Annotated in this window: 23 protein-coding genes; 5 read left to right on the forward strand and 18 right to left on the reverse strand. The window is 34.2% G+C overall.

What is annotated here, in order from left to right; translation table 11 throughout:
• Positions 1–8: 8 nt before the first annotated feature.
• From ACFVR2_RS12110 to ACFVR2_RS12130, 5 genes are all read left to right on the forward strand, one after another.
• Positions 9–1040, forward strand: a complete 1032-nt coding sequence (locus ACFVR2_RS12110) for a permease (RefSeq protein WP_387361979.1) — start codon at positions 9–11, stop codon at positions 1038–1040.
• A 16-nt stretch (positions 1041–1056) separates the two neighbouring features.
• On the forward strand, positions 1057–1989 hold the full coding sequence (locus ACFVR2_RS12115) for a TIGR03943 family putative permease subunit (RefSeq protein ID WP_387361981.1): 933 nt from the start codon (positions 1057–1059) through the stop codon (positions 1987–1989).
• Between the two features lie 27 nt (positions 1990–2016).
• Positions 2017–2868, forward strand: coding sequence for a hypothetical protein (locus tag ACFVR2_RS12120; RefSeq protein ID WP_387361983.1), 852 nt, complete (start codon positions 2017–2019; stop codon positions 2866–2868).
• A 248-nt stretch (positions 2869–3116) separates the two neighbouring features.
• The gene (locus tag ACFVR2_RS12125) at positions 3117–4757 is read left to right on the forward strand and encodes a copper resistance CopC/CopD family protein (RefSeq protein WP_387361985.1); all 1641 of its coding nucleotides are present in this window, start codon (positions 3117–3119) and stop codon (positions 4755–4757) included.
• 30 nt (positions 4758–4787) lie between these two features.
• Positions 4788–5420: a YcnI family copper-binding membrane protein gene (locus ACFVR2_RS12130; RefSeq protein ID WP_387361987.1), complete on the forward strand. Its 633-nt coding sequence runs from the start codon at positions 4788–4790 to the stop codon at positions 5418–5420.
• 534 nt (positions 5421–5954) lie between these two features.
• On the opposite strand, the gene ACFVR2_RS12135 is transcribed toward ACFVR2_RS12130, so the two are convergent.
• From ACFVR2_RS12135 to ACFVR2_RS12220, 18 genes are all read right to left on the reverse strand, one after another.
• On the reverse strand, positions 5955–6524 hold the full coding sequence (locus ACFVR2_RS12135; protein ID WP_025569244.1) for a manganese catalase family protein: 570 nt from the start codon (positions 6522–6524) through the stop codon (positions 5955–5957).
• Positions 6525–6539: 15 nt separating this feature from the next.
• On the reverse strand, positions 6540–6803 hold the full coding sequence (locus ACFVR2_RS12140) for a spore coat protein CotJB (protein ID WP_056468917.1): 264 nt from the start codon (positions 6801–6803) through the stop codon (positions 6540–6542).
• 2 nt (positions 6804–6805) lie between these two features.
• On the reverse strand, positions 6806–7012 hold the full coding sequence (locus ACFVR2_RS12145; protein WP_387362783.1) for a spore coat associated protein CotJA: 207 nt from the start codon (positions 7010–7012) through the stop codon (positions 6806–6808).
• Between the two features lie 109 nt (positions 7013–7121).
• Positions 7122–8603, reverse strand: a complete 1482-nt coding sequence (locus tag ACFVR2_RS12150) for a flavin monoamine oxidase family protein (RefSeq protein ID WP_387361989.1) — start codon at positions 8601–8603, stop codon at positions 7122–7124.
• Positions 8604–8808: 205 nt separating this feature from the next.
• Positions 8809–9786, reverse strand: a complete 978-nt coding sequence (locus ACFVR2_RS12155) for a ring-cleaving dioxygenase (protein ID WP_387361991.1) — start codon at positions 9784–9786, stop codon at positions 8809–8811.
• Positions 9787–10002: 216 nt separating this feature from the next.
• The gene (gene cydC, locus ACFVR2_RS12160; RefSeq protein WP_387361993.1) at positions 10003–11739 is read right to left on the reverse strand and encodes a thiol reductant ABC exporter subunit CydC; all 1737 of its coding nucleotides are present in this window, start codon (positions 11737–11739) and stop codon (positions 10003–10005) included.
• A gap of 12 nt (positions 11740–11751) precedes the next feature.
• Entirely contained in the window at positions 11752–13455 is a 1704-nt protein-coding gene (gene cydD, locus ACFVR2_RS12165; RefSeq protein WP_387361995.1) for a thiol reductant ABC exporter subunit CydD, read from the reverse strand.
• Positions 13455–14468, reverse strand: a complete 1014-nt coding sequence (gene cydB / locus ACFVR2_RS12170) for a cytochrome d ubiquinol oxidase subunit II (RefSeq protein WP_387361997.1) — start codon at positions 14466–14468, stop codon at positions 13455–13457. Before cydB ends, cydD begins: the two co-directional genes overlap by 1 nt.
• A complete protein-coding gene (locus ACFVR2_RS12175; RefSeq protein ID WP_387361999.1) occupies positions 14465–15859 on the reverse strand; it encodes a cytochrome ubiquinol oxidase subunit I in 1395 nt (464 codons plus the stop codon). Before ACFVR2_RS12175 ends, cydB begins: the two co-directional genes overlap by 4 nt.
• 373 nt (positions 15860–16232) lie before the next feature.
• On the reverse strand, positions 16233–16763 hold the full coding sequence (locus tag ACFVR2_RS12180; protein ID WP_387362001.1) for a chromate transporter: 531 nt from the start codon (positions 16761–16763) through the stop codon (positions 16233–16235).
• Positions 16760–17326 (reverse strand): chromate transporter, encoded by a 567-nt coding sequence (locus ACFVR2_RS12185; protein WP_387362003.1) that lies wholly within the window; start codon positions 17324–17326, stop codon positions 16760–16762. Before ACFVR2_RS12185 ends, ACFVR2_RS12180 begins: the two co-directional genes overlap by 4 nt.
• A gap of 12 nt (positions 17327–17338) precedes the next feature.
• A complete protein-coding gene (gene ggt, locus ACFVR2_RS12190; RefSeq protein WP_387362005.1) occupies positions 17339–18949 on the reverse strand; it encodes a gamma-glutamyltransferase in 1611 nt (536 codons plus the stop codon).
• Between the two features lie 14 nt (positions 18950–18963).
• A complete protein-coding gene (locus ACFVR2_RS12195; RefSeq protein WP_387362007.1) occupies positions 18964–19947 on the reverse strand; it encodes an ABC transporter ATP-binding protein in 984 nt (327 codons plus the stop codon).
• Positions 19944–20921, reverse strand: coding sequence for an ABC transporter ATP-binding protein (locus ACFVR2_RS12200; RefSeq protein ID WP_387362009.1), 978 nt, complete (start codon positions 20919–20921; stop codon positions 19944–19946). The genes ACFVR2_RS12195 and ACFVR2_RS12200 overlap by 4 nt, the downstream gene beginning before the upstream one ends.
• Positions 20922–20929: 8 nt before the next feature.
• Positions 20930–22450, reverse strand: coding sequence for a glutathione ABC transporter substrate-binding protein (locus ACFVR2_RS12205; RefSeq protein WP_387362011.1), 1521 nt, complete (start codon positions 22448–22450; stop codon positions 20930–20932).
• Positions 22451–22462: 12 nt separating this feature from the next.
• A complete protein-coding gene (locus tag ACFVR2_RS12210; protein WP_387362013.1) occupies positions 22463–23368 on the reverse strand; it encodes an ABC transporter permease in 906 nt (301 codons plus the stop codon).
• A gap of 22 nt (positions 23369–23390) precedes the next feature.
• Positions 23391–24332: a nickel ABC transporter permease gene (gene nikB / locus ACFVR2_RS12215; protein WP_056468971.1), complete on the reverse strand. Its 942-nt coding sequence runs from the start codon at positions 24330–24332 to the stop codon at positions 23391–23393.
• Between the two features lie 198 nt (positions 24333–24530).
• The gene (locus ACFVR2_RS12220; RefSeq protein ID WP_056468974.1) at positions 24531–24980 is read right to left on the reverse strand and encodes an Lrp/AsnC family transcriptional regulator; all 450 of its coding nucleotides are present in this window, start codon (positions 24978–24980) and stop codon (positions 24531–24533) included.
• Positions 24981–25151 lie beyond the last annotated feature (171 nt).

Consider the following 25151-nt stretch of genomic DNA (forward strand, 5'->3'; position numbering starts at 1 on the left):
TGAATCCTTTGCGAAGTATTGCTACCGAGAAACAATCGCCAGTCAACTCAAATCGACATTTTCTAATCATTATTTGCTTACTATTTGTATGCCTATTATATATTTCATCTACAACAGGATTAAGTTCAGTTTTTTCAACTACAAAACTACAAGTCTTTAAGATGATCTTTATTAGCATTATTATTGAAGCTCTGCCTTTTATTTTAATCGGTGTATTCGTTTCAGCGATCCTTCAGGTTTTCGTTACAGATCAAATGGTCCAACGATTTATACCGAAAAATCCTTTATTAGGTATAATCGCAGCAAGTGTATTAGGAATCATTTTCCCGATTTGCGAGTGTGGAATGGTACCTGCTATTCGTAAGCTGATTAAGAAAGGCATGCCATTGTATGTTGCGGTCACTTTTATATTAGTAGGACCGATTTTAAATCCAATCGTATTTTTATCAACATTAACAGCTTTTCGTAATCAACCAACTGTTGCATATTATCGTATGGGACTTGCTTTTGTAGTTGCACTAATCGTGGGACTAATCGTTTTTCAATTTGTTAAGTCAAACCAGTTACGAGAACAGGTCGATCAAACGAAGGTAGATCACCACCATCATGATCATAAACACGATAATGCATCTAATAATAAATTCATTGCGATCGTAGGCCATGCAGTAAATGAATTTTTTGATATGGGGAAATACTTAGTTTTCGGTTCAATCATTGTTGCTCTACTTCAAATTATCATTTCTCAAAGTAGTTTAATTGAATTAGGAAAAAGTGGTCCATCGGCAAACTTCCTAATGATGGGATTAGGCTTTATTTTATCTCTTTGTTCAACATCAGACGCCTTTGTTGCTCAATCACTTCAAACAATTTTTACAAAGAGCTCTTTAATCGGATTCATGGTTTTCGGACCAATGATCAATATTAAAGGGATCTTGATGATGCTTGCTGTTTTCCGATCACGATTCGTTTTATTACTAAGTACACTAGTTTTCATATTAGTTTTTATCGGAACGCTTGTTTTGCAGTCTATTAATTTATAAAAGGCAGTGATCTATTTTGAAAAATAAAATCAATTCGACTTCGATTCATCATTTTATAAAAGCTGCTATTCTCTTAGGACTTGCTGTCTATATTTTTCAATTAACACTTACAGACGAGATCCTGCAATTTATCGTTCCGGAGCTTGTCATTTATGTAAAAATTGCAACTGTTATTCTTTTTTGTGTCGCAGTAGTTCAAATCTATATAGCCGTTCTTTCATTAAAAAGACATGTCATAATTTGTGATTGTGGTCATGATCATAGTCACGACCAAGTTTTTAGTCATGAGCATCATCATCTTTTAAAAAAGTCAGTCGTAAAAGACGTACTTATTTACAGCCTATTTTTATTCCCTCTATTGCTCGGGTATATTTTGCCTAACCATGCGAGTTCTAGTTCTCTTGCTAATAACAAGGAAATGAATTTTAAAGGACTAGCTGTTCAGGCTTCTTCGAATGGACAGGCTGTTGAAGTGGAAGGTCATGAGGACCCTGCTTTAAAAAAAATGTTCAAAACAAATGTGTATGATCAAGATTACGCTAAACTTGGGATGCTACTGTACAAACAGAGTACAATCGAAATGAAGGATAAGTGGTTTATTGAAAAACTACAATCCATGAATACGTTTGTCGACAATTTCCAAAATAAACAAATTAAAATTAAAGGCTTTATCTATAGAGACCCTAAGTTATCAGCTAATCAATTTATTATCGCACGAATGGGTATGACTCATTGTATCGCCGATATTTCACCATTTGGTATTATTGCAGAATCAACCAATTCACAGCAATTTACGAATGATTCTTGGGTAACAATTACAGGAACAATCGGAAAAACAAGCTTTAATGGTCAAACAGTCATTAAAATAAACGTTCAACAATCAGAGCCAGCTAAATCTCCAAGTGTTCAATACGTGTATCCAGATTGGAACTTTGGATCAAAGCTGTAGCCTTAAAACTAATTTAGAGGTGTTTATATGGTATTGAAGTATGGAAGTCTTTTCTTAGTACTCCTTCTTACGTGTTATAGCATTAATCATTTTTATCGAAATAAAGAGAGATTTCCTAGTACTTTAAAATCAATTATCTCTTTATTGATCGGTGTATCTTCAGCTACAATTAGTTTCTTAATCATGTTAACTACAAATTATAATGTACTATTATCGATCATTCTCAATCTATTACTAGTCATATTATTTTTGGTTTTATCGAAGAAACTATTTAATAATGGCATTACTAGAATATTAGCGTCCTTGCTCGGTGCATTTGTAGGGAATGTCATCGGATATATGACATTCATTTCAAGCATAAGCGTCGTTATTGTGGATATTCTGTTTATCGTTTTCATCTATCTATTATTATTTTTCGTTGATCGAAAGCTAGTTTCAAATTCAAATCAAAAAAATAAGATTAAGAAAGATCAAGCCAAATCATCAAACAGTACTGTAGTATTAACTTCAATCCTACTTATTTTTGTCATCATATTTACCGTTAATATGAATAAAGTAAAAATTGGTGTAATTGGGCAACCAGAAAAGCAAGCTGCAAAACAAGATGATCAAAATGACCTTCAATACGCAACAATTCACGTAACGCCATCAGGTTTTAGTCCGAAAAATACAATCTTTAAACCTGCGACCATGACTAAAATTATTGTTGATGTTGATCAAGATGCCGGGGGCAATGCAAGATTAGCCTCTACTGACTTAGGTATAAACATTCCATTGAAAACTGGAAAAAATATTCTCTTATTAAATAATCCATTAAAAGGAGAATATAACATCTCTTTGGAGCCTTCTAACTCTGTTGGTAAGTTGGTTGTTAAATAAATAATTAATGAATAAAATAATCCACAAGTAATTGGTTTTACTTGTGGATTATTTGTGTTTTCACCAGCTTGCATAAAGAGTCTAGTACTGTTTAATAATCTTACTATCTAATCCATTCTTCATAATTTATTAGGAATGTGTTAAGAAAAATTTATAATTTATCACATTTCTATCACAATTTTACTTTAGAATTTAGAAGTTGTTTTAATTTCTAATTCGCTCTAATAGATATGAGGTGACATAAAAAAATGAAAATCAGAGTTATAGGGTTTTCTTTCTTACTATTATTGATTGCTGCTACTTTATTTCCGTCCTTAGCTTCAGCACATGCTTATATCATCAAATCTACGCCTTCTGAGAATCAAGTTTTTATGAATTCTCCTCAACGTATTCAAATACAGTTTGATGAATCAGTACAGTCTGCATTTCATTCTTTACAAGTTTTAGATGAATCAGGTAATCGAGTTGATTTGCGAAATGGAAAAATAAACAAGCAAAATCATTCAATTTTAGAGGGGAACTTAAAACCTAATTTACCAGATGGAAATTATCACATTGTATGGAAAGTGATTTCTAGTGACGGACATTCAGTAAACGGTGTAATTCCATTCAGAGTAGGAAAAGTTGATGGTTCATCAACAATCTCCAATAAAGCAAGCCAATCCTTACCCAACACTGACGTAATGGGAACCTACTGGATTGAATATATGAGTTTACTTTTATTTGTTGGACTTTTATTTTTTGGGTTATTCGTTTACAAAAGCGATCAGAAAAATAGAATGATTGCCTTTAAAAATTCTAAAGCTTTATTGTTAATCTTCTATTTTGGAATTTTATTTAGTGTTCTTTTCAGCCTTTTGGTTGAAACAAAAAACTATACAAATGGTTCATGGCAAAGTATTTTTCACAACGATTTATTATTGGAAACAATAAAGAGTACAAAATTCGGAAATGTATGGGTAATCCAACTTCTACTACTTATTGTTCTAGCTAATTCACTGTACATGGCTTGGAGAAGTGAACAAAAAAGTTCTTTCTATTGGTGGTTAAGTGCTTTATTAGTTAGCTTTTTCTTACTAATCTCAAAAGCTTTTATCGGTCACGCATCAATGCAAAATGATTTTTTACCAATTTTGCTTGATTCCATTCATTTACTCGCGGTTTCTATTTGGCTAGGAGGATTAATAGGAATCAGTTATTTACTTCCTAAAATTCAAAAGAAACATGAGGGAAATGAGAATTATTGGAAAACCATTCAACGATATTCTATTTGGGCGACTATATCTGTAACTTTACTTATAGGAACAGGAATTTATGCAAGCTTAAAGTATGTACCTAACTTTTACGCTTTATTACATACAACCTATGGCAAAGTTTTATGTGGAAAAGTTATCTTATTTGTTATCATGCTAATTTTAGGGTTTATTCATTTTATCAAAGGAAAACGTAGCAAAAATAAACTAGGAAAGTCAGTCTGGCTTGAAATAAGTATAGGAATCATCGTTCTAATCCTAACATCCTTATTAACAAACCTACCTACTGCAATGGAATCTCCAGGTCCCTTTAGTGACACAAAGCAAAATAAAGGATATTCAATTTCATTGCATGCTACTCCGAACATAGTCGGTAAAAACACATTTAAAATAAATATACGTGACAAAAACAATAAACCTGTGTCTTCTATCCAACAAGTCACGCTTACCTTTAAAAACACTGACATGAATATGGGAACTAACACAACTCAAGTTAAAGAAACTTCGTCAGGTGTTTATGAAGCGCAAGGATTTTTTACAGATATGGCAGGTCATTGGAATGTAAAAGTCCATATTTTAACGAATTCCCTCGATTCTGTAGATGTAGATTTTAAATATATAGTAGGAAGTAAATAGTTAATTACATTCAAAGGAGACTAACAAAAAATGAAAAAATTCATTTCAAAAACGGCTAAAATTATCGCTTCAGCTTTCGCTATGACAATGTTCTTTACTGGAATTGCGAGTGCGCATGTTGTAGTAAACCCTAAAATTTCAACCCCTGGTGCTTGGGAAACATACACAATGAAAGTACCATCTGAAAAAGAAATAGCTACAACAAAAGTTACACTTAAAATTCCTTCAAAATTTGAATTTGTTTCATATCAACCAATCCCAGGATGGAAGTTTAGCGAAACAAAAGATGCAAACGGTATTGTTACTTCCGTTACTTGGAGTGCAGAAAAAGAAGGTATTTTAGCGGGACAATTTCAACAATTCGTATTTATGGCCAAAAACCCAGACGCTGAAGTAAATGGAGCTTGGGATGCATACCAATATTATAAAGATGGCAGTATTGTTGAGTGGACTGGTGACGAAAAATCAGAAGCACCACACTCAATTACGAATATCGTAAAAGACACAACAGTAAAAGGTGAAACTGTTAAAACGACAAAAGATGAAACGGTTAAGGATGATACTGAAAAATCAAATTCAAGTAATACATCTTTGGTGATGTCGATTGGGGCAGCTGTCCTTTCGGTAATTGCTTTACTGATTGCGATTCTTAAGAAGAAATAAGAAAAAATGAGGGTGTCCCAGAGACCCCTCATTTTTTTAATGCTTATGTTGTAGCGAGTTGAGGCTCAGCTGCAACTAAGTCTGTTAGAATTGCAAATAAACAGTGGACTGCAAATAAAATCTGAAAATCGCAATTAAAATTGACAAAAATGCAATTAAATTTTGAGAATCGCAGATAAATTTAGCAAAACTGCAATTAAATTCTACAAAACCGCAATTAAAATTAATAAATACCCGTACCAGTTAAGATATTATGACCTAAAAACTTTATAAAATAGCTTATTTCTAAATGAATAACTAACAAATATAATCTGCAGAATAAAAACTTGATAAAAATCTTCTATTTATCTATAAAAAAGAATAATTTAATCAACGTAAAATAAAAAGCACTGTTGAAATACCTCATACTAGAGCTACATTACAATAAAAAGATCATTATTTATTAGTAAAGCTTACTCATCCTTTTTATCTACCATTATAAAAACTAAAACCTGTTCCCGATAAGGAACAGGTTTTAATTATATATAAACCTACTTAAAATATCTTCCGCTGTTGTCGATCATCTTTCAGTATTTCCACAGCTTCCCTAAATCTCTGTGAATGTACAATCTCACGTTCTCTTAAAAATCTTAAACTATCATTTAAATCCGGGTCATCAGAAAGATCAATGATCCATTGATATGTTGCCCTAGCCTTTTCTTCAGCTGCAATATCCTCATATAAATCCGCAATTGGATCTCCTTTTGCTTGGATGTATGCAGTAGTGAACGGTACACCGTCTGAATTATGGTAGAACAATGCACTATCATGAGATGCATAGTGTGTATCTAGTCCGGCAGCTTTCATTTGGTCTGGGGTTGCGTCTTTTGTTAGCTTATAAATCATCGTAGCAATCATTTCCAAATGAGCAAATTCCTCTGTTCCGATATCTGTTAAAAGCCCAATAACTTTATCCGGAATTGAATAACGTTGATTTAAGTATCTTAAAGCAGCTGCTAACTCACCGTCTGCTCCTCCATATTGTTCAACTAAAAATTTGGCAAGCATTGGGTTACAAGTGCTTACCTTAACTGGATATTGTAATTTTTTTTGATAAACCCACATGAATACTCCCTCCTTCTAAACCTGCCATGGCCATGGGCCTTTATGCCAGTTCCAGTTTTGATCTGAATAACTGCCACCAAACTGATATAATGGTCCATATTTTGACTCGAAATTAGCTTCAATTTGTTTTTTATATTGAACATATTGATTAAATTGGTTAATTGCATTTTGATCATTGGGATGAGTATCCAAATATAAAGTTAGTTCTACAAGTACGAAATCAACAGCTTGCAGTTCCTCTAAATCCTGATAATACTCTGGAGGAAGTTGCTCAGTCATTATTAATCCCTCCTAGCTTTATATGGATTTTCGTAAAAGTCATAAAATACTTTCCATAAAGTACCTTTTTTCAATGCCTCTTTGTAAGAAAATTGCTCTAGTCCTGGTGGTTGAAATCCTAAATATAAGTGTGGTGGTGTAGAGTAATATTTTTTACCAATTGGTGGACACGGGTCATTTGGGCCATGAAAAACATTCCATGATTTCACAGGGGTAAATTGAAGTCCTTGATTATTTTCGTTCAAACTGATCACTCCCTAAAATAAAAAGACATCCACTATTTTCACTATATTCATCGGAAATATAAAAAATGAATTTTTATCGTTCTATGAAAGTTCTGCTATTTACTTCAAATGCTGATTGAATGCCAGATTCAACTGCGCCTTCAATCCATGCAGGTGCAGAAGATGTATGTTCACCAGCAAAATGAACTCTCCCCTCAGGAGCAGAAATATAAGGTGTCAGCTCTCTATTTTGTTCTGGTTTGAACATAGAAAACGCTCCTCCAGAGTATGGATATAGAGCCCAACTATGAGTGTAACCTGTAATAAATTCTGTATAAACTTGATTACCATGGATAGTGGCCAAATTACTTAAAGCATTCATTATCCGATCATTTTCAGACATACTATCCCAAATCAATGCATCATCTTCCCAAGTATAACTAGCTAAAACGATTCCCGAGCCATTTTTACCATTATGATTACTTGGATAATATGCAAATCGAATTGGTAAATCTGTGGTTAATTTCCCACCTAATGTCCCATTTTTCTCCCAAAATCTAGTTTTAAACTGAAGTCCAATTTTAGTAGAAGGAACATAGTGTAATTCTCGTATTGCTTTCCATTTATCAGAAGAAAATGAATTTCTTGGAACCACTTCGATGAAGTTTAATAATGAAAAGGGGATAGTAATAATGGCATAGTCAGCAGTAGTTTGATAAGGCAGATGGCTTGTATAATGATCTGAGTGAATTGTTACTTGATTATTCTCTTGCACGATTTTATTCATTTTTTGTCCAAAGAATAGATTATCCTTCAATTGTGTTAAAAACTTTCTAGGTAGTTGATCATTTCCACCCGTAATCTCGTAAAACTTAATTTCCTTTGAAAATAATACAATGAACTCTCTTAAAATAGCAGTAAAAGCAAGTTCAGGAAATCCCTCCATCCCTTGAAGTACTTTCACTTTTTCTACAGCACCAGCTGATAAAGAATCTCCAATTGGGTTATATCTTAAAAACGACTCCATTGAATGGTGATCATAATTTTCAATAATGGTTTTCCAATTTTCATCAGGGTTTTGATGAATAAAATCCATTACAGATTTTAACGACCTTTCAATTAACTGATCAACATTTACTCCTTTTTCATTAGCCGCTACACGATAACCTAAAATATCTGGATTTTGTTCATATTGCTTCTGAGTTGTTTTTATCCCGTTAACGTAGATAATATCCTCTGACTTCCCATTTATAAATTCGTTTATCTTTAAATTAAATTTACGAATATATTCAAGTACCAGCTTGTGATCAGAAGCAATACGCATTGCACCCAATTCCAAGTATTGATCATTAATAAAAGGTGCTCTTTTCGTAAAAACTCGACCGCCTACTCGACCATTTGCTTCTAAAATCGTCACCTCATGCCCTGCTTCTTTTAGTAAAGAACCCGCTACTAATCCCGAAATTCCCGCTCCTACTATAACAATCTTTTTCGGATTATTTGTCCGTTCTAGTCCATTTTGTATTAAAGTAACCATTTCATCCTTCGATAAACGCCTACCAGATGTACTATTCATGTTCCCTCTCCTAAAAAAATATTTTAGTTCATAAGATTTTTATTCAGTGAAATATTTCATTAGAATAACAAATCGTTTTATGCATTAATTTTTTTGGGAATTTTTAACAATTTGATTAAACAAAAAAACACTCACTAATAACATTAGTAAGTGTCGACAGTCTGTACACTAACTTTAACAGTGAGTGTTGTTTTTAATTGAGGATTTATTCTTTCACAAATTCCTTCGTACTTCTTACAGTATCAATCTGACGAACCATTCCTTCAATTTCATCGCGTTTTGGTTCTAAGAAAGGAGGTAAAGATAGTTTTTCCCCAAGTGTTTCATAAGGTTCGTCTCCCATAAATCCAGGACCATCAGTCGCAAACTCAAATAAAATTTGTGGCGCAACTCTTGCGTATAAAGATTCAAAGAAATGACGATCTACATAGCCAGAGTTTGGTAATCTAAATGAATCTAGACGTTTAATCCATTCTTTTAATACGGATGTATCTTCTACACGGAATGCGACATGGTGAACGGTACCGAAACCTTGGAAGCTTTGAGGTAATATTTCATTATGCTCCGCAATAATTTGTGCTCCGTTTCCACCTTCACCGACTTCGAATAAATGGAATGAACCTTCTTTATTAATCTCTTTAAATAAAAGTACTTTTTCAATTACTTCTTTAAAGAATTCGAAATTAGCTACTCGGATAAAAATTGGTCCTAGTCCTGTAATTGCGTATTCTAATGGAATTGGTCCTTTTTGCCACGGTGTGCCTGAAGCAATCCCTTTATTATGCTCATCTGAAATTAGTTGATATTGTTGGTCGTCGAAATCAACAAAAGATAATGTTTTCTTACCGAATTGTGTTTTGATTCCTGAGTGTTTCACTTCTAATCGGTCAAAACGCTTCACCCAATAATCTAATGCTGCATCAGTTGGTACTCGGAAGGATGTTTTTGATATTTCATTTGTTCCATGTACTCCTTTTGGAATTCCAGGGAAATCGAAGAATGTCATGTCCGTTCCAGCACTTCCTTTATCATCTGCAAAGAATAAATGGTACGTTTGAATATCGTCCTGATTGACCGTTTTCTTTACTAAACGCATACCTAAAACATAAGTAAAAAATTCATAGTTTTTTTCTGCACTGCTAGTTATAGCTGTTACGTGATGGATCCCTTTTAAGCCTTTCATACGAATTCCTCCATTTAAAATAGTTATTTATATATAAGCTTTTTTATTTTGTGAATCTATTGCTGAAGAATACTAAAAAAATTAGTAAAGAGTTAGTAAAAATTATTTTGAATTCAAGATATCTCGAATTCGAGATAAACATATCATGTATATCATTTTCCGTCAAACTGTATTTATTATAAAAAAAGACTCCGACAATTTAGTCAGAGTCAGCAACTATTCACTTAATCTAAATGGTCGGTCTAATTCAAATAAATTACGATATCGATCTTCACTTTTTATAAGTTCATCGTGTGAACCTTTCATGGCAATTTTACCTTTATCTAAGAAAAGAATATGATCAGCCATTTCTGCACCGATTAAATGGTGTGTGATCCATAATACTGTCTTTCCTTCTAATACTTTAAAGATCGTATGAAGTAGTTTTCGTTCTGTTATTGAATCTAATCCGACAGTTGGTTCATCTAAAATAACAATTGGTGTATTTTGAAGAAGTATTCTGGCCAAGGCTATTCTTTGTCGTTCTCCACCAGAGAATCTTACACCGGTTTCTTGCATTGGTGTATTATAGCCTTCTGGAAGTGAGGCTATATAATCATGCAGTTCAACCATTTTCGTAACCTCTATTACCTCTTCATCACTTGCTGCTGGATTTCCTAAACGAATATTATTTATAACTGTTGTATCAAATAAATATGGCTTTTGATTAAGTACAGACACAACTTTTGAAATTTGGTCTCCTAAAGCTATACTTTCGATCTCATTTATTTTAACGCTTCCTCCAATAGGGGTCTCTACTCCTTCAATTAGCTTAAGAATAGTCGATTTTCCTGAACCACTCGGACCTAATAAAGCAGTTTTTTTGTTTTCCTCAATTGTAAAAGAAACATTATTTAAGATCGTTTCGTTTTCCGCGTAATGAAAGGTTACATCTTTAAACTCAATTTTTCGATAATCTTCAATATTTCCTTCAATAATAGGTGATTTCTGATCACGACTCACTTCTTTAATCCCTTCTAAGCGATTAATTGAATCAGTATATAAAGGGACACTTCCTAGAGAATTTGATAGTGGAATAAAAGCTTCTGTTAAAGGAAATAAAACTAAAACAAATGCAGCGATAAAAGTTCTTGGAATTTCTCCGGCTAAACTTTCATTACCTGCCCAATAAAGCATCATTAAAACTAAAATCGCTACAATAAATTGCGCAATTAAATCGCGCCTTCTTCTAAAACCTTTTTCCTTACTTTGGATGTTTCTTAACGATTCATCCATTTCTCTATATTGTTTTATAAAGCTAGTTTGTTTACCACTAAACAGCCAATCACTAATGCCCATAACCGCATCAGTTAAATTTTCATATAAATGATTCTTTTCCTCTTTTATTTGGTAAGCTCGCGCTTTTTCAACTAATAATGAAAAATACGGTAGAACTCCTATTAAAACAAAGGATATTACTGCTGTTAAGATTGCAAATGGAATGGAGAAGAAACCAAGTGCAACGACCGATATAAAATAAATAAACAATGCGGCAATTCCAGGGAAAATAGTTTTCAAATAAAGATCCTGTAAATATTCAATGTCATTTGCTAATAACCCTAAAATATCTCCTGTTTTAAACTTCGAATTGATCGTAAGTGCATACGGTTCAAGATTACTAAATAATCTTGTTCTCATTCGAGACAAGATTTTTAAAATTGTATTGTGTCCGACTAATCTTTCAACATATTTAGAAGCTGACCTTAAAATACCAAATGTGCGTACAGCTACGATTGGGACATAAATCATTAATATATTTTCAGGTCTAGTTGCTGCTTTAGAGATTAAATAGCCGGAAGTGTACATAAGAGAAGCCGCTGCAAATATAGTAAGTGAACTTAAGAAAATCACAACTATAAATAAACGACGATTTTCTTTTATATATGGTAAAATCCATCCATTTTTAATTAGCATTTAATTTACCTTCTAACTATGAATTAATCGATAATAATGACCTTTTTTCATTAATAGTTCTTCATGGGTACCAACTTCAATGATGCTACCTTCATTCATCACAATAATTTGATCCATTTCTTTCATCCAATGTAAGCGATGTGTAGCCAAAAACACTAATTTATTAGAAAATAACTGAAGCATTGTTTGTTTTAATTCAAACTCAGTTTCAATATCAAGATGACTAGTAGGTTCATCTAACAAAAGAATTGGGCGATTTTCAAGATATGCTCTAGCAAGGGCGACGCGTTGACTTTGCCCACCACTTAAAGATCTTCCACCTTCACCAATTTTTTCTTCTAATCCTTTTGGTAATTCTTCCATTAAAGAAGTTAACCCAGCTTGAACAGATGCATTAACAATTTCTTCTTTAGTAGCATTAGGCTTATAAAAGCTTATATTATCGCTTAATGATTTTGAGAAAATATAAGGACTTTGTGGAATGTAGATTAACTGTTTATGCCAATCTTGTATTTGCAGATGTGATACCTCTTCACCAGAAATTTGAATAGTCCCATTTGCTGGCTCTAAAAATCCACCTATTAAATCAATAAGCGTTGACTTACCAGAACCACTTTCTCCAACAATCCCAATTTTTTGAAACCCTGTTATATTCAAATTTATATTTGATAAAATCGTTTGACCATCTTTTTCGGGTTTTACCGATAAATCTTTAAAATTAATTTTACTAGCACGATTCCAATCTGGTAGAGGAGTAACTTCTTGATCTTTAAACTCCTGCTCATCTAATATATCTTTCATTGCCTTTCCAGCTTCTTGACCATTTAATGTAGCATGATAATCAGCACCAACTTCACGAACTGGTAAGAAATATTCAGGAGCTAAAATTAAAATTGTTAGTGCTGGGCCTAGTAAAATTACTCCGTCAATTAAACGAAGTCCTAAAAAGACTGCAACTGTAGCGATTGACAGCATTGTGAATAAATCTAGTGCAAATGATGATAAAAAAGCTACTTTTAATGTACCCATCGTTGCTTCTCTGTACCTTTCACTTACACTTTCTATCTTTTTAATATGTTTTCTACTTAAGCCAAGAAATTTTAATGTTTCTAAACCACGTAATGAATCAGTAAAATGGTTCGATAAAATACGGTAAACTTTCCATTGTTTATTTGATTTCTTTTTAGCTGCCAAACCGAGTAGAATCATAAAAATAATAATGATTGGAAATGTTACGATTAGTATAAGTGCAGAAACTTTATCAACAAAGAAAATATAGATTACGATTACTGGTGAGACAATTGCTAAGTTAATCATTTTCAATGGAACGATTTCTAGGTAATTTCTTAGTTGTGTAGTTCCTTCCATAATAAGCGTTACGATATTACCGGTTCCTGATTTTCTTGCAAATCTAGGTCCAAGTTTAAAAATCTTCTCCAAAACTTTCATTTTCATTTCGGTTGAAGCGATGTCCGCAAAATGCTCTGAACATTTTTGTTTGATCGTCGAAATAATATATCGACAGACAAATGCACTGATGAAGAAAATAGTAGCGTATAAAATATCGCTACTATTTTTTCCATTGAACAATTTGACAATAGCTTGTGAAAGCATATATGCCTGAATAATAATTGCCGTTACTTGTATAATTGTTAAAAAAGATAGGATTATTAATAAACGATTAATCCCTTTATATTTCATAAGATCTTTTCCCATTAATAAGTCAAATCCTTCTCATCCACTCTTTTTCTAAACACATAATAACTCCAAATTTGATAACCTAGTACAAATGGTAATAATGTACATGCAACGATCGTCATTACTTTTAACGAATAAGGACCTGATGAAGCATTATAAACAGTTAAGTCATACGTATTTTTGATCGAACTAATCATGACTCTAGGAAACAGAGAAGTAAACAGTGTCCCGACTGTTAGTACAATACCAAGGCCCGACATTGCAAATGACCAACCATCTCGTTTTTTAAAGATGAATATTGTAGCAAGAATATAAGATACTACGATTAATAAAATAAGTGGAACTGTTATATGTGCTTTTACTTTAAACATATCCGTTTCAAAATATGCCATACCAGTAAAGGCAACTAAGAATAAAAATACTGGTATGATAACTAACCGTGCTAAAGAACGTGCACGGTTTCTTAATTCTCCAACCGTTTTTAATGTTAAAAACATTAATCCGTGTAATAGACATAGTAATGTCACAGTTACACCGCCGACTACTGTAAATAAATTAACGTAATCTGTAAAACCTGCAGATATATTCATATTTTGATCAATCGGCATTCCTCTAAGGATACTTGAGAATAATACACCGAATAAAAATGGTGGTAATAAACTTCCGAAGAAAATAACCCAATCCCAAGATTTTGCCCATTTTGAACTTTCGACTTTCCCTCTAAATTCAAATGCAACGCCACGTCCGATTAATGCGATTAAAACAAATACAAACGGAATATAATATCCACTAAACATTGTTGCATACCAATTTGGGAAGGCTGCAAAAATTGCTCCACCTGCAGTTAATAGCCACACTTCATTTGCGTCCCAAAACGGGCCAATTGTATTTATTAATATTCTTCTTTCAGTATCATTTTTGGCTAGTAGCTTTGTAGATATACCTACACCAAAATCGAAGCCTTCTAAAAAGAAGAATCCGATAAATAAAACAGCTACGAGTAGAAACCATAATTCATTTAACGCAATCATACAATGGTAGCCTCCCTTTCAAACGGATCGACCGTAGGAACTTTTTCAGTTTCAACATGGTGTGTTCCTTTTTTAATTTCTTTCACAAACAAGTAAACTAAAACGACTGCTAAAATTGAATACATTGTTGTAAAGGTTACGATTGAAAAAATGAGTGATCCTTTTGAAACATTCGGAGATACAGATGCAGCAGTTGTCATTAATCCGAATACAGTCCATGGTTGACGACCAATTTCCGTCATAACCCATCCAGCTGTATTTGCAATAAACGGTAAAGAAATTAGTAAAATTGATGCCTTTAAGAACAGATTTTTTGATTCTAATTTTTTACGATAGCTAAAATATAAACCTAGCATCGCCATTAAAATCATGACCATTCCTGCTCCAGCCATAATTCTAAAGCTCCAGAAAGTTGTATTAACTGGTGGAATATAATTTCCAGGACCATATAATTTTTCATATTGTTTTTGTAAAGTATTCATACCTGGTACTTTACCTTCAAACTTCTCATAAGCAAGATAACTTAATAAATATGGTACTTCAACCTCATATTTATTTTCTTTCTTTTTCGAATCAATCAGACCAAAGACCATCCAGCTTGCTGGGTCACCACTGTCTTTCCATAGCCCTTCACTTGCAGCCATTTTCATCGGCTGTGTTTTCATTAAATGTTTCGCTTGAGAATGTCCACTAAATGCAACACCAATTCCTGCAATTAGAGCGAACACCATTGCAAGATTAAACGCCTTTTTAAAAAGTTCTGATTCTTGTTTTTTTAAGATTTTATACGCACTTACACCCGCAACAAATAACGCTCCAGTTGCTAATGCACCAGCAATCGTGTGAGGAAACTCAACTTTAAGTTGTGGATTTGTTATGATTGCTAAGAAATCGGTCATTTCTGCACGACCATTTTTAATCGCAAAGCCTACTGGCTCCTGCATGAAAGAATTGGCTGCTAAAATCCAAAACGCAGACATTAAAGTTCCGAAAGCAACTAACCAAATACACATTAAATGAATTTTTTTATTAAGTCGTTCCCAACCAAATATCCAAATTCCTAAAAATGTAGACTCCATAAAAAATGCTAAAAGTGCCTCAATTGCAAGTGGTGCTCCAAATACATCCCCAACAAAACGGGAATATTCAGACCAGTTCATACCAAATTGAAACTCTTGAATAATACCTGTCACAACACCAACTGCAAAATTAATTAAAAATAAGTGTCCAAAGAATTTTGTTAACTTTTTATATTCCTCGTTCTTTCGAAAAACATACAATGTTTCCATAATTGCTACCATAAATACTAAACCGATTGAAAGTGGTACAAATAAAAAATGAAAAATCGTAGTGGAACCAAATTGTATTCTTGCAAGCTCTAACACACTCACAGTACATCCCCCTTATGATCAAGAACATTTTAAAAAAATTTTCATTAAGTTCGAGTTTAACTTTGAACATTTTTTCACAAATAATTCATTAAGTAAATTTTAGAGAACCATTTATTGGAACCTCTTGTTACTTCTAGTTTACTTTTACAAAGGGGTTTTTGACTTAATCTTATTTGTCTAATTCGTGTCTATAAATTGTCTATTTTGTGACGTGATTCACATTTACAGTGAAAGTTACTTTTTTATGATAAAATAATCGCCACTTTTTTATTCCTTAGCTTTGAGCTGATTAAATGAAAAAAACATTATTGAAAGCAACCCATATTGGCATTGCTTCAATAATGCTCCAATTAAACAAAAAGTTTCTCATTATTTAAGATAAAAATACTGCACCATAAGCAAGTGCCCCACCAATTACATATGCAGGGTGAATTTTCCAACGTTCTAAAAATAATAAGGAAAGTACGCTAATAATAATTGTTTGCATTACACCTACCCCATTATATGAATCGTTAAAAAAGTCAAAGGCCATAATGCCAAGTAAAACGGCGATTAAAGGCCTAACTAGTGAAGTCATCTTTTTGACTTTTGGTGAATTTTTATGCTTCATTAATATACTTAATAAAGCAATCATCAAGAATAGTGAGGGTGCGATTGATGCAAATAATCCTACAAAGGAACCAAATACGCCTCCCTCAACATAGCCGATATATCCGGCCATCTTTGTAGCAATCGGACCTGGAAGCGCATTTCCTAGTGCAAGCACGTTACTAAATTCAACTGAACTTAACCATCCGTACTTATCAACAACTTCATTCTCAATAAGAGGGATTGAAGCTGGTCCTCCTCCGTATCCGAATATACCTGGTAAGAAAAATGCTAAAAATATTTTCCAATAAATCATGATGCCTTCACCTTCTTCTTCTTTTCATTTTTACTTTTTGAGAAAAAGGCATATCCAACTAAGCATCCAATTAAGATAGCAGGATGTACATTTAAAAAGTATAAAAGGATAAAACTAGCAACTACAATCAAACTAGTGATTTTCCAGCCAAGAGATTCTTTCGATTTCTCAATAAATTCCCATGTTAAAGTTGCTAACATAACTCCCACTACTGGAACAACTGCATTCGACATACCTTGTACCCAGGCAACACCTTTAAAGTGATTTAGTGTTGATAATAGTAGCATGAGTAGGAAAACAGTCGGTAGAGTTGTTGCGATAATGGCATTTAACATACCTAATACGCCACCTGTTCTCCAACCTACATATCCTGCAAGCTTTGTTGCGATTGGTCCTGGAAGAGCATTTGCGATTGCTAGTACATCTGAAAAGTCATCCTTATTTAACCATTTATACTTGTCAACAACCTCTGTGTGGATTAGTGGAATAGAAGAAGGACCTCCTCCGTAACCTAGCATTCCTACTCTAAAAAAAGCTAAAAAAAGTTTCCATTGATTGTTCATTGAATCATTCCTTTACCAAACTGCAATTGCGCCATCTGTTCTAGATTCTGTTCCTCCCATTAGCACCCCGGTCCTAGGATTGCGCCAAATAATTTGGCCCCTTCCGAAACTGCTACAATCTGTAGCTACTTGAATTTGATGGCCTTTTCTTGCTAGTGCCTGGGCAAGGTGATTTGGAAAATGAGGTTCTACGACCACTTTTTTTCCTTCCATCCACTGCCATCTAGGTGCATCTAATGCACTTTGAGGGTTCAGCCCAAAATCCACAGTATTCATGACAACTTGTGCATGACCTTGTGGCTGCATATATCCACCCATTACGCCAAATGGCCCTACTGCTTCACCATCTTTTGTTAAAAACCCTGGGATTATTGTGTGATATGTTCTTTTACCGGGCTTAAGTGCATTAGAATGCTCCGGATTTAAAGTAAAATCATGGCCTCTATTTTGAAGAGCAATTCCCGTATCAGGAATTACAATCCCTGAACCAAATCCCATATAGTTACTTTGAATAAAGGAAACCATATTCCCCTCCCCATCAGCAGTAGCTAAATAAACTGTGCCACCTTTTGGAGGCGTATAGTTTTCTGGCTCTATCGCTTTTTCACAAATTAATTCTCGACGCGACCCGGCATATTCTTCAGATAGTAGCTCATCTACATTAATACCCATATGCTCAGAATCTGTAATAAACGCTTTTCCATCAGTAAAAGCTAGTTTCATAGCTTCTATTTGCTTATGATATGTATCGACATCATCTTTTGTAGAAAAATTAAAACCTTTAGCAATGTTTAATGCCATTAACGCCACCAAGCCTTGCCCATTCGGTGGAATTTCCCATACATCGTATCCACGATAATTTGTTGAGATTGGGTTAACCCATTCAACTTTATATTCACTTAAGTCCTCTGAACTAAGGTATCCGTTATGTTCTTTCATATAGGAAACGATTTTTTCTGCCAAGTTACCACGATAAAAACTCTCAGCATTCGTTGCACCGATTTCACGTAATGTTTCTGCATGTGCTTTTGAAGACCACAGTTCGCCGATTTCTGGTGCACGATCATTTGGAGCGAATGTTTTGAACCACTCAGCAAATTCTGGTGAAGTAAATTGTTTTTTAAACTTTTCGTATGCTATATTCCAAAACTTCCCTAAAATCGGCGAGAGTGGGAAGCCTTCTTCTGCAATCGTAATAGCCGGTTGTAAAACCTCTTCTAATGGTAATTTACCAAAACGTTTTGATAATGCAGCCCATGCAGCAGGTACTCCAGGTACTGTAACTGGAATAACCCCGTGGGTTGGCATCTTCTCAAGTCCTTGTTCTTTTAACTTTTCAATCGAAATTGATTTCGGGGCAGGACCACTACCGTTTAAACCATGTAGTTCCCCATTTACCCAAACTAGTGCAAAGGCGTCTCCACCAATGCCATTTGATGTTGGTTCAACCACTGTTAAAGCAGCAGCTGTGGCAATTGCAGCATCGATTGCGTTACCACCTTTTTTTAATATATCTAACCCCGCTTGTGCCGCTAAAGGTTGTGAAGTAGCTACCATTCCATTTTTTCCAAATGTCGTATGGCGTTGTGCTGAATATGGATTATTTAAATGATCAAACTGCATTTGTATCTTCTCCTTTAAGCATCTACATGGTGACATGCAACAAAATGATTTTCTTCAATTTCCTTCCACTCTGGTTTTACTTGCCCACAAAGCTCTGTTGCTAGTGGACAACGAGTACGAAATGTACAACCTGAAGGTGGGTTAGCTGGATTTGGAATTTCACCTGTCAAACGAATTTTCTCAGGTCTTTTTCCAACCTTTGGACGTGGAATCGCAGATAGTAACGCCTTTGTATAAGGATGTAATGGGTTATTATATAGCTTGTCCGCAGGAGCAAGCTCAACTGTATTTCCTAAATACATTACTAAAACTCGATCACAGAAATATCGTACGACTCCTAAATCATGAGAGATAAATAAATAAGTTAAGTTATATTTTGCTTGTAATGATTTTAAAAGTTTTAATACTTGTGCTTGTACAGATACATCAAGTGCGGACACAGCCTCGTCACAGATAATTAACGATGGGTTAAGGGCAATCGCTCGTGCAATTCCAATACGTTGACGCTGACCACCACTAAATTCATGAGGATATCGATTATAATGATCTTCATTTAAGCCTACCTCGCGAAGCAAACCGATTACTTTCTCTTTTCGTACTTGTTTTGATAGATTCGTATGGATGACAAATACTTCCTCCAATGCATCTCCAATTCGTTGTCTTGGATTTAATGAAGCATATGGATCTTGGAAAATCATTTGCATTTGTTTCTTAAAATCATTTCGACTCTTATTCGATAAATGTTGGATTTCTATATCTTTAAAAAATACTTTTCCGTCAGTAATATCTTCAAGACCTAAAATCGTTTTTCCCAATGTAGATTTACCGCAACCTGATTCACCTACAACGCCTAAGCTTTCACCTTCTAATAATGTTAGACTCACCTCTTCAACTGCCTTGACATGACCTTGAACTTTTTTTAGTAAGCCTCCACGAATCGGATAATATTTTTTAACACTTCGCAGCTCTAATAAAGATTTACTTTTTGTTAGAGTCATATCGCATCCCCCTCACTTAGCCAACATTTAACTGTGTGTCCATCCTTTATTGTAAATTCCTTTGGGACTTCAACTTTGCAACGTGCTAATGCATGTTCACAACGCGGATGAAAACGGCAGCCAGTTATTTGTTCGTTTAAGCTCGGTGTCGAGCCTGGGATTGCTTCTAATTCAAAATCAGGATCATCTACATTTGGTACAGAGCTTAATAATCCCCTAGTATATGGATGACTTGGATGATTAAAAATCTCTTCGACTGGACCTTCTTCTATTTTTTCTCCTGCATACATAACCATCACTTTATCAGCTATTTCAGCTACGACTCCCATGTCATGAGTAACCATGATGACACCCATTCCGAGTTGTTCTTGTAACTCGTGGATTAAATCTAATATTTGAGATTGAATCGTAACATCAAGTGCAGTCGTTGGCTCATCTGCAATTAAAAGTCCAGGGGTACAGGCTAATGAAATAGCAATCATAACCCTTTGTCTCATTCCACCGCTTAGTTCATGAGGATATTGAGTCATTCTTTTTTCAGGATATGGTATGCCTACTTGCTTTAAGAGTTCAATTCCTTTTTGATTTGCTTCTTGTTTAGAAAGCTTTTGGTGAATCATAAGTGGCTCGCGTAGCTGATAACCAATTGTGATTACAGGATTTAACGCAGTCATCGGTTCTTGAAAAATCATCGATATTTTATTGCCTCTAATTTTTCTAAATTCATCAGTTGTTAACTTAGTTAAATCAGTTCCTTCCAATTGAATTGAACCGCTTTTTATTGATCCATTACTTGGCAATAATCCCATAATAGACAATGAAGTAATACTTTTTCCGCAACCTGATTCGCCAACTATACATAAAGTTTCACTTTTATTTACTGAAAAGGATACGTTCCGAACAGCTGGGATTTCTCCATCAGCTGTTCGAAACGTTGTTACTAAATTATTTACAGATAGAAGCTCTGTTGACATACTATTACCTACTCTCTGTGTACGTTGTATAATGACCATTGGCCAGTAGGATCAATTTCAATGCCTTTCACCGATTGATCAACTGCAGATGTTACTACACCTTGATTCATAACGATTACAGGAGCATCTTTTACTAATAATTCATCTGCTTCTTTTAGTTTTTCTTTTCGAGCATTTTGGTCAATCGTTTGACGAGATTCATTAACTAACTGATCAAATTGCTTATTACTATATGAAATTCGGTTTGATGATCCAACGTTGTCAGAATGGAAGTTTGGATACAATAATTCACTACCATCAGCTGTACTATTAGCCCATCCTAAGAACGTTACATCGTATTGACCTTTCGTTGCTGCATCTAAGAAAGTGCCCCATTCCATCGTTTCAAGCTTAACTTTCAGGCCAATTTCCGTCATTTGAGATTGAGCAATTTCAGCCATTTTCATATACATATCTCGATTTGGTACTAGCATTTTTACTTCTTTTCCTTCAAATCCATTATCTTTAATCAGTTTCTTAGCTTTTTCTAAATCATAAGAATAGCCAACTTCTTCTTCAGATTGATCATATCCGAAAACTTTTGGTCCAATAACACTATTACCTTCAACACCTAATCCGTTTAACTGATTAATATATGCTTTACGATCTAATCCATAAGCAACTGCTTGACGGAACGCTAAGTTATTCATTGGAGCTTTTTTCATGTTAAACCCTAAATAGTAAACAGGTGTTCCTTCTGCTTTTGTCACTTTTACATTTTTAATTGATTCTAGACGCTTAATTTGTTCAGCTGGAAGTGCATCAATAAATTGTACTTTTCCAGTTTGTAACATTGAAATAGCTGTAGAAACTTCCGGCACTACTTTAAAAGTAACTTTTTTCAATTTAGGTGCGCCATTCCAATAATCTTTGTTTGCCTCAAGAACGATTTGGTCACCAGGTGTCCAGCTAACAAACTTAAATGGCCCAGTTCCTACAGGTGTTTTCATTAAATCACTATTTTTATCTGCTGTAGGGCTTACGATTGAAGCAGCAGTATGAGCAAGTGCAGCTAAAAGTGGACCATATGGATATTTCGTTTTAATTTCTACTTTGTAATCATCAATTACATTAACTGATTGAATTGGTTCTAATAATGAAGCACGTGGAGCAGCAGTTTTTGGATCACGGAATTTATCAAATGTGTATTTTACTGCTTCTGCGTTAAAATCTGTTCCGTCTTGGAATTTGATTCCTTTTTTCAATGTAATTTCCCAAGTTTTATCATTTGGATTCGTATAAGATTCTGCTAATAAAGGTTCGATTTGCATTGTTTTAGGATTTCTTTTAAATAAAGTTTCATAAACTTGCATGATGACATTAGCTGATACAGAATCATTTGTTAAGATTGGTGATAAACCTACTACATCTGATGTAGAAGCATATGTAAGTTCTTGTGAAACATTAGCGCTATTTGATCCAGTTGTTTTACTAGAGCATCCAGCAAGAAGAAGAATTGCACTAATTACGATAACCATCCATTTTTTCATTTACCCATCTCCTCAATCATTAATATTCATATTTGGATCTAAAGCATCTCTTAATCCATCACCTACGACATTAAAAGAGAAAACGATCAGCATAATTGCGATCCCTGGTACGATTGTCATATGTGGGGAAGAAAACATATAATCTTGCCCTTGGGAGATCATTGATCCCCATTCGGCTGTTGGAGGTTGTGCACCAAGACCTAAATAACTTAGTGATGCCGTTGATAAAATAGCAGTAGCCATTCTCATTGTGGCAAAAACTATGATTGGTGCCATACAGTTTGGTAAAATATGCTTCACCATAATTCGTAAATTACTTGCACCTAAAGTCCTCATTGCTTGTATGTATTCTTGCTTCTTAATAGATAAAACCGAACCACGAACAATTCTTGCACATGAAGGAATGGACCAAATACTAATCGCAACTGCTACATTCACTAGACTTGTCCCAAGAATTGCAATAATTAGCATGGCGAGTAGAATTCCAGGAAAAGCAAATAATAAATCTACTATTCTCATAAGCAAGCCATCTAGTTTTGAAAAATAGCCAGCTAGCATACCTATTGTAATTCCACCAATTAATCCAAGAATCACTGCACTGAATCCAACAATGAGTGATACTCTAGATCCGAATACAATTCGACTCCACATATCCCGACCATAATTATCTGTACCTAACCAATGTCCGCTAGAGAATATTGGCAGTTCTGTTGATGCCAAATTTTGTTTAATCGGATCATGAATCGTAATAAGTGGTGCAAATACTGCCATTAAAATTTGTAGAATAATAATGATTAATCCAAAAACGGCTAATCTATTTTTGATTAAACGTTTAAACGTTTGAATGATAAATTTTTCTTTCTTTTTTGTAATAGCTTGCTTTGCACCTATGTTATTAATGACAACTTCAGTAGACAAAATTCTTCCTCCCTTCTGGCGATTAATCGTAGCTAATTCTTGGATCGATAAATACGTATAATATATCAACAAGTAAATTCACGATTACAAACATAGATGCTACAAGTAATACTGCCCCTTGAACCATCGGAAAATCTCTAGCTGCAATTGCATCGATCATTAGTCTGCCGACACCATTAATCGCAAATACTTGTTCTGTAATGATTGTTCCACCAAGAAGAAATCCGAAGTTTAACCCAATAACAGTTATGACTGGAATCATCGAGTTTTTTAAAGCATGAATCCAAACAATCGATTTTTCTTTTACACCTTTCGCTCTTGCAGTTCTTATGTAATCAGCTCGAATTACCTCTAACATAGATGAACGGCTCATTCTTGCAATCATTGCAGCCGAAGCAGTTCCAAGTGCAATGGCAGGTAAAATGATTTGCTTAAAACCTTCTACTGTCCAAATTGGTGAATCGAGTCCCCCAACGGGCAGAATTTGTAGATTAACTCCGAAAATAAGAATAAGGATGGCACCTAGCCAAAAATTAGGTACTGAAATACCTGCAAGGGCTATGATTGTACTTGATACATCCATCCACGAGTTTTGCTTAAGCGCAGAGACAATCCCTGTTATTACACCGATTACTACTGCAACAATCATACTCGCGATTGCTAAACTTAAAGTATTAGGAAAACGGATTGAAATTGCCTCTGCAACCGACTGTTTCGTTTGAAAGGAATATCCTAAATCCCCATGTAATACGCTTGATAAATAATGCCAATATTGGACAAAAAACGAGTCATTCAGTCCCAAACTTTCCCGAATGGCATTTAGATCAGCTTTTGTTGCTGTAGGTCCGCCAATAATTGCAGCTGGGTCACCAGGTGCTAAATGCATAGAAGCAAAGACTAAAAAGGAGATACCTAGCAATAATAAAAACAATTGAAACAACCTTCTTAATATGAGTGACGCCATCTTTCCACCTACTCCATTTGTAAGTATATTAACTAAAATTACATACGTTTGTTAACCTTAATCACCGTATAACCTAACAATGTAAATTTTAGTTATTTTCGATTATACTCCCGGTAGACAGAATATTCTATAATTTTATGAATTTTTACAAAAAATAGTAAAAAAAGACGAGAGATTCCCAATCTCTCGCCATGACAACTATAATTTTAAGCCATTTCTACTCTTAAATCTTCGTAATAAAATATGACTTTCTACCCTTGTTATTCCTTCTAAAGCATATAATTCATTATTTATAAATTGTTCTAATCTGACAAAATCATCGACTAATACATGCATATGTAAAGTGCTTGGACCTGTCATTTGATAACAACTCGCTACAACAGGATTATCTGCAAGTGCTTCGGCTACGACTACTAAATAAGCTGGTTCACAATCTACTTCAAAGAATGCAGATACGCCTTTGCCTACTTTTTCTGAATTAATGACTACTGAGAACCTCTCAATAACCCCGTTTTTTATTAATTGATTCACACGTTCACGGATTGAAACCCTTGATAAATTAAGTTCTTTTCCAATATCGGCGTATGACATCCGACCATTTTTAGTGAGCATCTCTAGAATTTTTTTATCGATGTCAGTTAGTTTCATTTATTCACCACTTTTCTACCAATTGAAAACGCTTCCTTATTTTTTTATATTTTATAGGACAATAGCAAGTGTTAAGTGCTCATGATGTACAAATATCAGATTAACCACGTTAAAATTTTAACGATAAGTCCCTTACAATGTAAAGGGATTCTATACTATTTCCTTCATTAT

The organism is Gottfriedia sp. NPDC057991 (genome assembly GCF_042886615.1).
Classification (GTDB): domain Bacteria; phylum Bacillota; class Bacilli; order Bacillales; family Bacillaceae_G; genus Gottfriedia.

Excerpts from the sequence above, each read along its gene's own strand:
- ACFVR2_RS12140 (WP_056468917.1), bottom strand. The coding sequence starts at position 6,803 with ATGACTGAGCAACTTCCTCCAGAGTATTATCAGGATTTAGAGGAACTG.
- ACFVR2_RS12155 (WP_387361991.1), bottom strand. The coding sequence starts at position 9,786 with ATGAAAGGCTTAAAAGGGATCCATCACGTAACAGCTATAACTAGCAGT.
- ggt (WP_387362005.1), bottom strand. The coding sequence starts at position 18,949 with ATGCAGTTTGATCATTTAAATAATCCATATTCAGCACAACGCCATACG.
- cydC (WP_387361993.1), bottom strand. The coding sequence starts at position 11,739 with ATGCTAATTAAAAATGGATGGATTTTACCATATATAAAAGAAAATCGT.
- ACFVR2_RS12185 (WP_387362003.1), bottom strand. The coding sequence starts at position 17,326 with ATGAACAATCAATGGAAACTTTTTTTAGCTTTTTTTAGAGTAGGAATG.
- ACFVR2_RS12220 (WP_056468974.1), bottom strand. The coding sequence starts at position 24,980 with ATGAAACTAACTGACATCGATAAAAAAATTCTAGAGATGCTCACTAAA.
- ACFVR2_RS12130 (WP_387361987.1), top strand. The coding sequence starts at position 4,788 with ATGAAAAAATTCATTTCAAAAACGGCTAAAATTATCGCTTCAGCTTTC.
- ACFVR2_RS12195 (WP_387362007.1), bottom strand. The coding sequence starts at position 19,947 with ATGACTCTAACAAAAAGTAAATCTTTATTAGAGCTGCGAAGTGTTAAA.
- ACFVR2_RS12205 (WP_387362011.1), bottom strand. The coding sequence starts at position 22,450 with ATGAAAAAATGGATGGTTATCGTAATTAGTGCAATTCTTCTTCTTGCT.
- ACFVR2_RS12150 (WP_387361989.1), bottom strand. The coding sequence starts at position 8,603 with ATGAATAGTACATCTGGTAGGCGTTTATCGAAGGATGAAATGGTTACT.
- cydD (WP_387361995.1), bottom strand. The coding sequence starts at position 13,455 with ATGGGAAAAGATCTTATGAAATATAAAGGGATTAATCGTTTATTAATA.
- ACFVR2_RS12135 (WP_025569244.1), bottom strand. The coding sequence starts at position 6,524 with ATGTGGGTTTATCAAAAAAAATTACAATATCCAGTTAAGGTAAGCACT.
- nikB (WP_056468971.1), bottom strand. The coding sequence starts at position 24,332 with ATGGCGTCACTCATATTAAGAAGGTTGTTTCAATTGTTTTTATTATTG.
- ACFVR2_RS12120 (WP_387361983.1), top strand. The coding sequence starts at position 2,017 with ATGGTATTGAAGTATGGAAGTCTTTTCTTAGTACTCCTTCTTACGTGT.
- ACFVR2_RS12200 (WP_387362009.1), bottom strand. The coding sequence starts at position 20,921 with ATGTCAACAGAGCTTCTATCTGTAAATAATTTAGTAACAACGTTTCGA.
- cydB (WP_387361997.1), bottom strand. The coding sequence starts at position 14,468 with ATGATTGCGTTAAATGAATTATGGTTTCTACTCGTAGCTGTTTTATTT.
- ACFVR2_RS12125 (WP_387361985.1), top strand. The coding sequence starts at position 3,117 with ATGAAAATCAGAGTTATAGGGTTTTCTTTCTTACTATTATTGATTGCT.
- ACFVR2_RS12180 (WP_387362001.1), bottom strand. The coding sequence starts at position 16,763 with ATGATTTATTGGAAAATATTTTTAGCATTTTTCTTACCAGGTATATTC.